This window comes from Bradyrhizobium sp. BRP19, from assembly GCF_020194195.1.
In the GTDB taxonomy this organism is placed as follows: Bacteria; Pseudomonadota; Alphaproteobacteria; order Rhizobiales; family Xanthobacteraceae; genus Bradyrhizobium; species Bradyrhizobium yuanmingense.
Genome location: NZ_JADYVZ010000003.1, coordinates 12,998 through 25,775 on the forward strand (window position 1 = coordinate 12,998; position 12,778 = coordinate 25,775).

Below are 12,778 nucleotides of genomic sequence, written 5' to 3' on the forward strand. Positions count from 1 at the left end.
CCGCCATCACCGCGTCAGCTTCTTGTACTTCACGCGGTGCGGGATGATGCTGTCCTGGCCGAGCCGGCGCATCTTGTCCTTCTCGTAGTCCTGGAAATTGCCTTCGAACCATTCGACGTGGCTATCGCCCTCGAAGGCGAGGATGTGCGTCGCGATGCGGTCGAGGAACCAGCGATCGTGGCTGATGATGACCGCGCAGCCGGCAAAATCCTCCAGCGCCTCTTCGAGCGCGCGCAGCGTATCGACGTCGAGGTCGTTGGTCGGCTCGTCGAGCAGCAGGACGTTGGCGCCGGACTTCAGCATTTTCGCCAGATGCACGCGGTTGCGTTCACCGCCCGAGAGCGCGCCGACCTTCTTCTGCTGGTCCGCGCCCTTGAAGTTGAACGACGAGCAATAGCCGCGCGAGTTGACTTCCTTCTTGCCGAGCAGGATCAGTTCGTTGCCGCCAGAGATCTCCTCCCACACGGTCTTCTTGCCGTCGAGCGCGTCGCGCGACTGGTCGACGTAACCGAGATGCACGGTCTCGCCGACCGTGATCGTGCCGGAGTCCGGCTTCTCCTGAGCGGTGATCATTCTGAACAACGTGGTCTTGCCGGCGCCGTTGGGACCGATCACGCCGACGATGCCGCCGGGCGGCAGCTTGAAGGTGAGATCATCGATCAGGAGACGATCGCCAAAGCCTTTGCTGAGCCCCTCGAAATCGACCACGTTGGCGCCGAGCCGCTCGGCCACCGGGATGATGATCTGCGCGGTCTGGGTCTGCTTCTCGCTCGCCTTCTTGAGCAGCTCCTCATAGCGCTGATAGCGCGCCTTCGACTTGGCCTGGCGTGCCTTGGGCGAGGACGCCACCCATTCCTGCTCGCGCGCGAGCGTCTTCTGGTGCGCCGCATCCTCGCGGCCCTCCTGCTCCAGACGCTTCTGCTTCTGCACCAGCCAGGACGAGTAATTGCCCTCGTACGGGATGCCGCGGCCGCGATCGAGCTCGAGGATCCAGCCCGTGACGTTGTCGAGGAAGTAGCGGTCGTGGGTGACGATCAGGATCGCACCGGGATAGTTGCGCAAATGGCCTTCCAGCCACGACACGGATTCCGCGTCGAGATGGTTGGTCGGCTCGTCCAGCAGCAAGAGCTCGGGCTGGTCGAGCAGCAGGCGGCACAGCGCGACGCGGCGGCGCTCACCGCCCGAGAGTTTCGTCACGTCGGCATCGTCGGGCGGACAGCGCAACGCGTCCATGGCCTGGTCGACCTTGCTGTCGAGATCCCACAGGCCCTGGGCCTCGATCTCGTCCTGCAGCTTGGTCATCTCGTCGGCGGTCTCGTCGGAATAATTGACCGCGAGCTCGTTGTAACGGTCCAGGATCGCCTTCTGCTTGGCGACGCCCTGCATGACGTTTTCGCGCACGGTCAGCTTGGAATCGAGCTGCGGCTCCTGCTCGAGATAGCCGACGCGGGCGCCCTCGGCGACCCAGGCCTCGCCGGTGTATTCCTTGTCGAGACCGGCCATGATCTTGAGCAGGGTCGACTTACCCGAGCCGTTGACGCCGAGCACGCCGATCTTGGCGTCCGGGTAGAAGCTCAGATGGATGTTATCGAGCACCTTCCGGGTCGGGTAGCTCTTGGTCAGGCCCTGCATGAAATAGATGAACTGGCGCGCCATCGGTCCCGTGAAACCTTCGATTTGAGGAAATTTGCTTCGCCAGCGATGTAGCGATCCCGCCCCCAAAGGGCAATGTTTTCCGTCCGTTCACCACGGATGAATACGGTCAGGAAACCATCCGGCCACCGATCCGGACAATTGAAACCATCTTTTAATAAATCAGGCCAAAGCTCGGTTTCGCGCGGAAACAGCGCCACCCGCTCAGAACGAACGGGGAGCACAGCGAGGCCGCATCATGGCTCTGATCGAGACCAATTCGCTTCCCATTCCGGCAGGAGCCGGGCGCACTTTCGGGTTCGCCTCGGAGATCAAGGCCTTCTGGAAGCGCTTCTTCGTCACCGCCTTCAATCCCTACCGGCCCGAACTGCATTACATGCGCGGCCCCGGCCCCGCCTGGCGCGCCAAGCACGGCATGGATGCACCGTTCCGCCTGAAGCCCCGCGACGTCTGAGCGACGATCCCTATCGGACTTTTGAAGACGCAGGCTGCTTGCGCGCCGGCGCGATTGCGCGCAAACCATGGCCAGGTTCCGATGACGGCGCCCGCCTGGCGCCTTCACCTCTCGCCATGGATGAACGCTGATGAGCCGGCTGCGCTGCGCAATCCTCGACGACTATTTCAATCTCGCCCTCGACGTCGCCGATTGGCCGAAATTGTCGGATCGCGTCGACGTCACCGTGTTCAGCCATCCCTTCGCCTCCGAGCAGGCCGCAGCCAGTGCGCTCACCGACTTCGAAATCATCTGCGCGATGCGCGAGCGCACGGCGTTTCCCAAGAGCCTGTTCGATCGCCTGCCGAAGCTTAAGCTGCTGCTGACCTCGGGCATGCGCAACGCTGCGATCGACATCGAGGCCGCGAAAGCGCGCGGCATCGCCATCGGCGGCACGCAATATTCCCGCGATCCGACGGCGCCGCTCACGATGGGCCTGATCCTGGAATTGACCCGCGGCATCGGCCGAGAGAACGCGCGCATGCATGCGGGCGAGTCCTGGCAGACATTTGCCGGAGTCGAGATCGAAGGGCTGACGCTCGGCGTCGTCGGGCTCGGCAAGCTCGGCAGCAAGATGGCGGGCATTGCGAAGGCGTTCGGCATGAACGTGATCGCCTGGAGCCCGAACCTGACGCCGGAAAAGTGCGCTTCTGTTGGCGTCGGCTACGCCTCCAAGGAGGAGCTGTTCGCCAAGGCCGACATCGTCACCATCCACGTGGTGCTGAGCGAGCGCTCGCGTGGCCTCGTCAGCCGCGCGGATCTTGCGCGGATGAAACCGACGGCCTTCCTGGTCAACACCGCGCGCGGGCCGATCGTGGATGAGCAGGCGCTGCTGGACGCCTTGCAGCAGCGCAAGATCGCAGGTGCAGGATTGGACGTGTTCTCGGTCGAGCCGCTGCCGGTCGACCATCCCTTCCGCAAGCTCGACAATCTCGTGCTGACGCCGCATCTGGGCTACGCCACCACGGATGGTCTGCGCATCCATTACGGCCAGATGGTCGAGGCGATCGACGCCTTCACCAAAGGCGGCGAGCTGCCGCGGAAGCTGGCCTGAAACGAAAAGGGCGTGCCGACGGCACGCCCTTCGCAATCTCATCGAGTTGAGGCCCTCAGCGCACGGTGACCGGCGCGGGCAGCGGCGGCACAACGGTGGGCTGCGTCCCCGGGACCGGGCCCGCCTGGGCGGACATCGGAGCCGGCCCGGCAGCGCTCTGCGTCGGCGCAGCGGAGGCCGTCGCCGTTCCCGGCGGCGGACCACCCGGCATCACGACAACGCGGGTGCCGACCTTGACGCGCTCGAACAGGTCGGAGACGTCCTCGTTCAGCATGCCGATGCAGCCGGAGGAGACGAACTTGCCGATCGTCGAGGGCTGGTTGGTGCCGTGGATGCGGTAGACGGTCGAACCTAGATACATCGCGCGGGCGCCGAGCGGATTACCCGGGCCGCCGGCCATGAAGCGCGGCAGATAGGGCTGACGCTCGATCATCTCGGTCGGCGGATGCCAATCCGGCCACTCGGCCTTGCGGGTGATCTTCTGCACGCCCGTCCAGGTGAAGCCGTCGCGGCCGACTCGGACGCCGTAGCGGATCGCACGGCCGCCTCCGAGCACGTAATAGAGGTAGGTGTTGGGCGTATCGACCACGAGCGTGCCGGCCGGCTCCTTGGTCTGGAACGCGACCTCCTGACGGCGCAGGTTCGGCGGCAGCTGCACCGGCGCGGCATCGGGCTGCTCCTCGGGCGGCAGCGCGGCCAGGGTCACCGGGCGGCCATCCGTGCCCACGGGCGGCTGTCCGGCCTGGACCGTCCCAGTCGCGGAGGGACCGCCCACAGACTCGGGCGGACGCAGGCCATCGTTGGCGGGCGATTGCTGAGGCGGACGGTCGGCGTAGATCACCGCCGGCGGACCGGCGGGGCGGCCGTAGCGGGGATCGTCGGGCGACATCACGGGGCCCTGCGGCGCGGCCGAATAGACCGGCGGGGCGCCAGCCGGGCGCCCATAGCGCGGATCATCCGGCGACATCACCGGACCTTGGGGTGGGGCGGCCGAATAGACCGGAGGCGCGCCCATCGGACGACCGTAGCGCGGATCGTCGGCCGGACCGGGCGGGGGCAGCGAGGCATGCGGCATCGCGTCGTCGTCTTCATCCAGCGCGTCGAAATTCGGCATGCGGTCACCGGGCCGATATTCGGCAGGCGCGCCATAGCTTGGTACCTGCTGGATCGGATAGCTCTGAGCCTGAGCGAGCGAGGTTCCCGCCGCAGCGACTGTTGCGGCAGCGCATATCGTCAGAAAGTGTTTGATCATCATCGCTCTTGTATAGTCCCCAAGCCCGACCGGACCGTTAACGGCCAGATGACGGAAGATAGCGGCACATTCAAGACATATCAGGCTTATTTGCGCCGGACTTGCCGATTTGTGATCCGCAAGACTACCGTTGCCCCGTTGCATCACGGGGCTGAAATCGTATCGCGCCTTCGATTGGCGCGATGGTCGGCCGCGATTTTAACGGAACGATGCGGAGACGTTGCGATATGGTCGAATCAGCCTGATTCGCCACCTTTTTGAGCTCCGATCCCGCGTGGCGAACGCGGCAAGCAGTACCGTCACCGCGTTCAGATGGCTCTTGAGCCCCGGCTACTTCCGCCGCCGGGGCGGAAATTCGCAATCGCTCAATGCTTCCCGGCTTTCGCTTCCTGTTTGCCGCGATCCTGCTGTCAACCTCCATCCTGGTGTTCGGCCTAGGGGCCGCCGCTCTGCTCCGGGCGACCCATCAGCAATATGTCAACAACCCCGGCTGGCGGAACGGGCCGCAGGAGCAAATGTTTGCGCAGGCGCCCGAGCCGGCCCAGCCGGTGCTCGCGGTGCTGCGGACCGAGCCGGAGCCACCTGCCGAGACCACGCCATCGCTGCGCGACCAGGTGCCGACCATCGCTCTGCCCCTGAGCGAGCCCGAACAGGTTGCTGCACTGACGACCGAGACCGACGTCCAGCCCGAGGCCGCCGCGCCCCTGGCTGAAGTGCCGGCCATCGAAGCAGCCAAGCCCGAACCGACCGTGACGGCCGCAGCGCCGGCTTCCATCGATACGCTGACCCCCGCCGACACCACGGCCGGGATTCCCGAGGCCCAGCCTGCCGCAATCGCCAGCGAGCCGGAACCAGCTGACCCGGCCCTCGCCGCCGCGGCGCTCGATGTCGCCTCCGCAAGGCTCGCTGCGCTGAACGCCGCCACAGCGGCGACGGACGCGCCGGCGAAGGTCAAGGCCGAGAGCAGCAAGGCCGAGAGCACCAAGTCGGACAGCAAGGCGACCAAGCGCAAGGCGAAAGCCAAGAAGCGAGCCCGCGTGGTGCGGCGCCCGCCGCCTCAGCAGTTGCAGCAGCAGCTCGATCCGTTCGGTCAGCAGCAGCCGGCCTTCGCGACAACGACGACCGCACGCACGCGGTGATCTTACTTCTTCACCTCTCCCCGCTTGCGGGGAGAGGTCGGAATACGCGCGTCGCGCGGATTCCGGGTGGGGGGGTACAGGTCCGTCGATAGTCTCATCGTGTGGAGAGAGGCCCCTCACCCCAACCCTCTCCCCGTAAGAACGGGGCGAGGGAGCGTACCGTCATCGTGGCTGCAACCTCAAGCCGGGCCGGTCGCGATGGCCGGGCCGCCGGCCTGGCCCCATTCCGACCACGAGCCGTCATAGAGCGCGGTGTCGGTGATGCCGAGGCGGTAGAGCGCGAGCGTCAGCACGCCGGCCGAGACGCCGGAGCCGCAGCTCGTCACGATCGGCGCATCCAGCTCGACGCCGGCATTGGTGAAGGCGGCGCGGAGCTCGTCGAGCGGCTTCATCTCGCCGGTCGCGGCGTCGAACAGCAGATTGTAGGGCACGTTGCGGGCGCCGGGGATGTGACCGGAGCGGATGCCCGGGCGCGGCTCGGGCGCGCGGCCTTCGAAGCGATCGGCGGCGCGCGCGTCGATCACCTGCTCGTTGCGGCTTTCGACATTGGCGATCAGTTGCTGCATGCTGCGCACGCGGTTTGCGTCATAGCTCGCCGTGAAGGTCGTCGGCTTCGGCTTGACCTCGCCGCTCTCGGTCGCGCGTCCCTCAGTGCGCCACTTCTTCAGACCGCCATTGAGAACGCGCACGTTGCTGTGGCCATAGGACAGGAACATCCACCACGCACGCGGCGCTGCGACCCAGCCGCCGGCATCATAGAGCACGACGGTGTCCGCGTTGGAGATGCCGAGATTGCCGACGTCGCGGCCGAACTGCTCTGCGCTCGGAAACATGTGCGGCAGCGGGTTGGAATGATCCGACACCGCATCGACGTCGAAGAACACGGCGCCCGGCAGATGCGCGGCGAGATAATCGTCCTTCGGCAGCGGCAGCACGCCCGGCAGCTTGAAGCTGGCGTCGAGGATCTTGACGTTGGCATCGCCGATGTGAGCGGCGAGCCATTCGGTGGAGACGAGGGGGTCGGTGGCGGTGGTCATTGAAGCATTCTCCGTTGGTCATTCCGGGGCGTGCGAAGCACGAGCCCGGAATCCATCGTGCCTCAGACTCTGTGGATCAATGGATTCCGGGCTCACGCTTCGCGTGCCCCGGAATGACGGGTGGAGAGGGCAAGGCCCTCACCCCTTCTTCTTCGGCTCCCACTTCTCCGTGGGCCCGCCGGCATCGCGCCAGGCGGCGTAGCCGCCGGCGATGTGGGCGACGGGCTTGAGGCCCATGTCCTGCGCGGTCTTGGCGGCGAGCGCGGAGCGTAAGCCCCCCGCACAGTGGAACACGAACTTCTTGTCTTCCTGGAAGATCGGTTTTGCGTACGGGCTCTGCGGGTCGATCCAGAATTCGAGCATGCCGCGCGTGCAGGCAAAGGCGCCGGGGATGCGGCCATCGCGCTCGATCTCGCGGGGATCGCGGATGTCGACGATGACGACGTCGCCGTTCCTGGATATCTCGATGGCGTCCTTGGCGGTGAGCGTCTCGATCTCGGCATTGGCCTCGTCGATCAGCGCCTTGATGCCGCGGGTGATGGTCTGGGGCACGTGCTTCTCCCTCTTGTTGTCATTCAGGGGCGCGCGTAGCGCGAGCCCGGAATCTATTCCTCTACATGCACTGCGGCCCGATGGATTCCGGGTTCGCCCTTCGGGCGCCCCGGAATGACGACGGGAGGCATCAATGCGTCAATTCCTTCATCGCAGCTTCCAGCCCCTCGATCGTGATCGGATACATCCGATTGGCGAAGATGCGCTTGATGATGGTGGTGGATTCCGAATAGTCCCAGTGCTTCTGCTGCACCGGGTTCAGCCACACCGTATGCGGATAGGTGCGGATGATGCGGTCGAGCCAGACCGAGCCGGGCTCCTCGTTGACATGCTCCACCGAGCCGCCGGGCACCATGATCTCGTAAGGCGACATCGAGGCATCGCCGACGAACACGACCTTGTAGTCGTGCGGGTATTTGTGCAGCACGTCCCAGGTCGGCGTGCGGTCGGTGAAGCGGCGCTTGTTCTGCTTCCACACGCCTTCATAGAGGCAATTGTGGAAGTAGAAATACTCCATGTGCTTGAACTCGCTCTTCGCCGCCGAGAACAGCTCCTCGACCTGCTCGATATGCGCATCCATCGAGCCGCCAATGTCGAAGAACACCAAGAGCTTCACTGCATTGCGCCGCTCGGGGCGCATGTGCACGTCGAGGTAGCCGTGATTGGCGGTCTCGCGAATGGTGGTGTCGAGATCGAGCTCATCGGGCGCGCCGGTGCGCGCAAATTTGCGCAGGCGGCGCAGCGCCACCTTGATGTTGCGGATGCCGAGCTCGACATTGCCGTCGAGATCCCGAAACTCGCGCTTGTCCCACACCTTCACGGCGCGGTTGTTGCGGTTCTTCTCCTGGCCGATGCGCACGCCTTCGGGGTTGTAGCCGTGCGCGCCGAACGGCGAGGTGCCGGCGGTGCCGATCCATTTCGAGCCGCCCTGGTGCCGGCCCTTCTGCTCCTCGAGGCGCTTCTTCAAGGTCTCCATGAGCTTGTCCCAGCCCATGGCCTCGATCTGCTTCTTCTCTTCTTCGGTCAGGTATTTCTCGGCGAGCTTCTTCAGCCACTCCTCGGGGATCTCCGCCTTGTCCATGGCCTCGAGCAGGCTTTCCAGCCCCTTGAACACCGTGCCGAAGACGCGATCGAACTTGTCGAGGTTGCGCTCGTCCTTCACCAGCGAGGCGCGCGACAGGTAATAGAAATTCTCGACCGTATAGTCCGCAAGGTCAGCGTCGAGCGCCTCCATCAGCGTGAGGTATTCGCGCAGCGTCACGGGGACCTGCGCATCGCGCAGAGAGGTGAAGAATTGCAGGAACATGGGTGACAGATTGCCCGTCGGGTGGCGAACGTCAAGGGGCGCAGACCGTCGCGGGACGCTGGACCGGCAGGCTTTTTGCTCTAGAATTGGCGACAATGAGGGGTTGTTTGGGGGACGTTTGCAATGGGAATTCTCGCAGCGCTGATCATCGGTGCCATCGCCGGCTGGCTTGCGGGCAAGATTGTCCATGGGGCGGGATTTGGGCTGATCGGCAACATCGTCGTCGGCATCATCGGCGCGCTGGTGGCGAGCTGGGTTCTGCCACAGCTGCACATCCAGCTGGCAACGGGCACAATCGGCGCCATCGTCGATGCCACGATCGGCGCGGTGATTGTGCTCGTCATCCTTTCGCTGATAAAACGGGTCTGAAAGCCTGACCGAACCAGGAACGGCCGCCGCGAGCGGCCGTTCGCTTGTCGTGACCGAGGCCATTGATACTGGCAATGCGTTGCGGCGACGACCAACAAGGACGCGCGATGAAATTTACCGGCACCAAGGACTATGTTGCGACCGACGATCTCAAGGTCGCCGTCAATGCTTCGATCGTGCTCGAGCGTCCGCTCCTGGTGAAGGGCGAGCCCGGCACCGGCAAGACGGTGCTGGCGGAGGAAGTGGCGAAGGCGCTGAACGCGCCGCTTCTGACCTGGCACATCAAGTCCACCACCAAGGCGCAGCAGGGCCTCTACGAATACGACGCGGTGTCGCGCCTGCGCGACAGCCAGCTCGGCGATGCGCGCGTATCCGACATCCGGAACTACATCAAGCGCGGCAAGCTGTGGGACGCCTTCACCAGCGAGCAGCGCCCGGTGCTCCTGATCGACGAGATCGACAAGGCCGACATCGAATTCCCCAACGATCTGCTGCTCGAGCTCGACCGCATGGAATTCCATGTCTACGAGACCGGCGAGACGATCAAGGCGAAGCAGCGCCCGATCATGATGATCACCTCCAACAACGAGAAGGAGCTGCCCGACGCGTTCCTGCGCCGCTGCTTCTTCCACTACATCAAGTTCCCCGACGCCGACACGATGGGCCGCATCATCGACGTGCACTTCCCCGGCATCAAGAAGCGCCTGGTCGAGGAAGCGCTGCGCATCTTCTTTGAGGTGCGCGAGGTCCCGGGCCTGAAGAAGAAGCCGTCGACCTCGGAGCTGCTCGACTGGCTCAAGCTGCTGCTCAACGAGGACATGAGCGCCGAGCAGCTGCGCGAACGCGACCCGCGCAAGCTGATTCCACCGCTGCACGGCGCGCTGCTCAAGAACGAGCAGGACGTGCATCTGTTCGAGCGGCTGGCGTTCTTGAGCCGAAGGGAAGTGTAGGCACGCCGTAACGCGTCGCACGGTGCCGTAGGGTGGGCAAAGGCGCATAGCGCCGTGCCCACCATTCCTCCGTGATGGATGCAGATCGTGGGCACGCTTCGCTTTGCCCACCCTACGATATCGAGTGTGTCGCGAGCAGCCTCCCGATCCCGTCATTGCGAGCGCAGCGAAGCAATCCAGTATCCCTCCACCGCAGTAGTCTGGATTGCTTCGCTGCGCTCGCAATGACGGAGCAAGGAGCAACGGCGTCGTTCTCCGCTGGCAATTCAATTTGCAGACACACCTTCGCAGCCTCGCGGCTCATCTCGCCCGAGCTTTGCTTCATTCCGTCGCCCCAAAAGAAAGAGGGCGCAGGGAAGACCGGGTGCCGACGGGCACCCGCGGTCCGCTGCGCGAAAAGCACACGCAGAGAAACCGCACAGCAGCATACAGGTGTCGCCGATCACTCGGCCTTCCCTGCGCGATGGTCGGACGGCTTATGCCGTGCTCTCCCGGGAGCCGAATTCCTTCTGGCCTCCCTCGCCCCGCGAATTGACGATGCCGTCCGCCCGGTTGGGCTCGCGCGCATCTCCGCAGCCAGCTTGACCGTAGCAACGACGGCCAGGACCACACGGTTTTGCCGTACGCAGCTCATCCGGCTTCGCCAAGAGGCTTCGCCGGACTTCAGCGCCGTTCGTCTGCACGGGGCCTCGGGCTCACAGGGACTACCCGCCCTGCCCGCACCCATCGTGCCGACGCTGCCGCGTCCACCGCAACCCGGCCCGCGTTTCGAACGACTCGCGAACCGCCCCTCTTTCGTGAGCCGGGCTGTTTCGATCTATGCCGCAATTCCGAATTTCGGTAAAGCGGAATATTTTTATGGAGAGGGGTTGACGGGGTGACGGGGTGTTTTGCCCGACGTGCTACGGGCCGTGAAGCGTCGCCGCCCACTCCAGCGCCGGCAGCACCGTGCCTACGAGCAGACCATATGAGAAGGCCTTTTGAACTGGTGTGCGCCGAGGAAACCATCCTATTCCGCCCATGAAGTACATTATCGCCCAGAGGCCGGCAAAGAGGGTCCAATCGCGCCAGCCCACGCGGAGCAGCAGACCGAGCGGAATAGCGGTGCAGAGAAAGACGATGCCGCAGATGGCAATCTGGCCAACGGATTGCCGCTCAGCGCCGGATTGGGGCATTTGACGTTTTGCCTATCGGTGAAGCGCGTAGGGCGGATTGGCCGAAGGCGTAACCGCCACGGCTCGTTTTCACATCGAAAGAAACGGTGGGTTACGCCTACGGCCGCGCTTCGCGCCGCCGCTGGCTAACCCACCGTTTGAAGATATCACGCCACCGCTGCGTCCGGAATCCTTGCGGCTTCCAGCGGCTGCTTACCGCGGATGAGGTCGGAGGCGCGGTCGGCGATCATCATCGTCGACGCATTCAAATTCGCCGAGATCATGCGCGGCATCACGGAGGCGTCAATGACGCGGAGGCCTTCGAGCCCGTGGACGCGGAGATGGTCGTCGACGACGGCCCAGGTGGAATCCGCCGGGCCCATGCGGCAGGTGCAGCCGGGGTGGAAGGTGGTGGTGCCGCGCTCGGTGGCGGCGTGCAAAAACTCGTCGTCGGTGTTGACGTTGGGGCCGGGGAAATCCTCGTAGGCGTAATAGGGCGAGAGCGGCGCACTCTTCAAGAGGCGCCGCGCCAGCTTCATGCCGCCGACGATGACGCGGCGGTCGAGCTCGGCGTCGAGATAATTGGTCTGGATGATCGGCGGCGCGAACGGATCGCTGGAGCGGATCCGGACATAGCCGCGGCTCTCGGGACGCTGCTGCCAGGACGCCACGGTCATGCCGGGCTCGTCCTCGAGCTGGCCCTGCACGCCTTCTTTGTAAGAAGCCGGCGTGAAGGTGAGCTGCAGGTCGGAGCTCTCCGTGCTCTCGCCGGAATGCCAGAAGCAATAGACCATGGTCGGCGAGAGCGACAGCAGGCCGCGGCGCGCGGTGGCCCATTTCGCCGCCTCGACCCAGAGACGCCAGCCGCGGCGGAGCTCGTTGATGGTCTTGATGTCCTTGACGCGCGCCACCGTACGCGGCGCGTAATGATCCTGCAGGCCCTCGCCGACCGGTAGCGCGTGACGCACGGCGATGCCGTGCTGCTGCAGCAGATCCGGCGAGCCGATGCCGGAGAGCTGCAGCAGCTGCGGCGAATTATAGCTGCCGCCGGAGAGGATCACCTCCTTGTTGGCGCGCACTTCGACAGGATGGCCGCCGCGGCCGCCCTTCATGTAGCGCACGCCGACGGCGCGCTTGCCCTCGAAGATGATCTCGGTCGCGTGCGCATGCGTATGCACATGCACGTTGGGCCGCTTCATCGCCGGCTTGAGGAACGCGGTCGCGCCGGAGACGCGCAGGCCGTTGTTGATGGTGCGCTGGCAGTAGGAGACGCCTTCCTGGGTCTTGCCGTTGTAATCGGGATTGCGGGGAATGCCGAGCGAGACCGCGCCTTCCATGAAGGCCTCGCAGAGCGGATCGCGCCAGTTCATGGTGGTGACGATGAGGTTGCCGTCGCGGCCGCGATAGGTCTCCTCGCCCTCGCCGATCCGCTTCTCCAGTCGGCGGAAATAGGGCAGCACGTCGGCATAGCCCCAGCCGCGATTGCCCATCTGCGCCCAGGTGTCGAAATCCATGCGCTGGCCGCGATTGTAGATGTGGCCGTTGATCGAGGACGAGCCGCCCAGCGTCTTGCCGCGCGGCGCATAGATGCTGCGCCCGCCGGTCCACGGACCGGGCTCCTGCTGATAGGCCCAGTTGATGCTCTTCATGTGGAAGGTCTTGATGAAGCCGGCCGGCAGATGAATGTAGGGATGCCAGTCGGACGGGCCCGCCTCGAGCACGCAAACGGAGGTGTTGGGATCCTCGCTGAGCCGGCTGGTGAGCACGCAACCGGCGGAGCCCGCGCCCACGATCACATAATCAAATCTATCCATGGTCC

The 12,778-nt window shown here is 64.8% G+C and carries 12 protein-coding genes; 5 read left to right on the forward strand and 7 right to left on the reverse strand.

All coding sequences use genetic code 11. The features are described from left to right. Positions 1–6: 6 nt before the first annotated feature. Positions 7–1,656 (reverse strand): energy-dependent translational throttle protein EttA, encoded by a 1,650-nt coding sequence (ettA, locus tag I6F36_RS10355; RefSeq protein ID WP_225126038.1) that lies wholly within the window; start codon positions 1,654–1,656, stop codon positions 7–9. Between the two features lie 235 nt (positions 1,657–1,891). Here ettA and I6F36_RS10360 point away from each other — a divergent pair, with 235 nt between their 5' ends. Further along, complete coding sequence (locus I6F36_RS10360) at positions 1,892–2,107, forward strand: hypothetical protein (protein WP_225126039.1); 216 nt, start codon at positions 1,892–1,894, stop codon at positions 2,105–2,107. A 130-nt stretch (positions 2,108–2,237) separates the two neighbouring features. Next, a complete protein-coding gene (locus I6F36_RS10365; RefSeq protein WP_225126040.1) occupies positions 2,238–3,200 on the forward strand; it encodes a D-2-hydroxyacid dehydrogenase family protein in 963 nt (320 codons plus the stop codon). A gap of 55 nt (positions 3,201–3,255) precedes the next feature. On the opposite strand, the gene I6F36_RS10370 is transcribed toward I6F36_RS10365, so the two are convergent. Continuing rightward, on the reverse strand, positions 3,256–4,452 hold the full coding sequence (locus tag I6F36_RS10370) for a L,D-transpeptidase (RefSeq protein WP_225126648.1): 1,197 nt from the start codon (positions 4,450–4,452) through the stop codon (positions 3,256–3,258). Between the two features lie 368 nt (positions 4,453–4,820). Between I6F36_RS10370 and I6F36_RS10375 the strand changes: the two genes are divergently transcribed. After that, positions 4,821–5,591, forward strand: a complete 771-nt coding sequence (locus I6F36_RS10375; RefSeq protein WP_109144721.1) for a hypothetical protein — start codon at positions 4,821–4,823, stop codon at positions 5,589–5,591. Between the two features lie 179 nt (positions 5,592–5,770). Here the strand turns inward: I6F36_RS10375 and sseA are convergent, their stop codons facing one another. The 3 genes from sseA to I6F36_RS10390 all read right to left on the reverse strand — a co-directional run bounded on the left by sseA (position 5,771) and on the right by I6F36_RS10390 (position 8,486). Then, positions 5,771–6,628 carry a 3-mercaptopyruvate sulfurtransferase gene (gene sseA, locus I6F36_RS10380; protein ID WP_225171387.1) on the reverse strand — a complete coding sequence of 286 codons (858 nt, stop codon included), beginning with the start codon at positions 6,626–6,628 and terminating at the stop codon, positions 5,771–5,773. A 138-nt stretch (positions 6,629–6,766) separates the two neighbouring features. Then, the gene (locus tag I6F36_RS10385) at positions 6,767–7,180 is read right to left on the reverse strand and encodes a rhodanese-like domain-containing protein (RefSeq protein ID WP_036013188.1); all 414 of its coding nucleotides are present in this window, start codon (positions 7,178–7,180) and stop codon (positions 6,767–6,769) included. 130 nt (positions 7,181–7,310) lie between these two features. After that, the gene (locus I6F36_RS10390) at positions 7,311–8,486 is read right to left on the reverse strand and encodes a VWA domain-containing protein (RefSeq protein WP_225112151.1); all 1,176 of its coding nucleotides are present in this window, start codon (positions 8,484–8,486) and stop codon (positions 7,311–7,313) included. Positions 8,487–8,609: 123 nt separating this feature from the next. Here I6F36_RS10390 and I6F36_RS10395 point away from each other — a divergent pair, with 123 nt between their 5' ends. Together I6F36_RS10395 and I6F36_RS10400 are read left to right on the forward strand one after the other, a co-directional pair. Next, positions 8,610–8,855: a GlsB/YeaQ/YmgE family stress response membrane protein gene (locus I6F36_RS10395; protein WP_036028526.1), complete on the forward strand. Its 246-nt coding sequence runs from the start codon at positions 8,610–8,612 to the stop codon at positions 8,853–8,855. 107 nt (positions 8,856–8,962) lie between these two features. Next, positions 8,963–9,805: a MoxR family ATPase gene (locus I6F36_RS10400; RefSeq protein ID WP_036013181.1), complete on the forward strand. Its 843-nt coding sequence runs from the start codon at positions 8,963–8,965 to the stop codon at positions 9,803–9,805. A 902-nt stretch (positions 9,806–10,707) separates the two neighbouring features. On the opposite strand, the gene I6F36_RS10405 is transcribed toward I6F36_RS10400, so the two are convergent. Next, complete coding sequence (locus I6F36_RS10405) at positions 10,708–10,980, reverse strand: hypothetical protein (protein WP_225171388.1); 273 nt, start codon at positions 10,978–10,980, stop codon at positions 10,708–10,710. 146 nt (positions 10,981–11,126) lie between these two features. After that, positions 11,127–12,773: a GMC family oxidoreductase gene (locus I6F36_RS10410; RefSeq protein ID WP_225134535.1), complete on the reverse strand. Its 1,647-nt coding sequence runs from the start codon at positions 12,771–12,773 to the stop codon at positions 11,127–11,129. Positions 12,774–12,778: the final 5 nt, after the last annotated feature.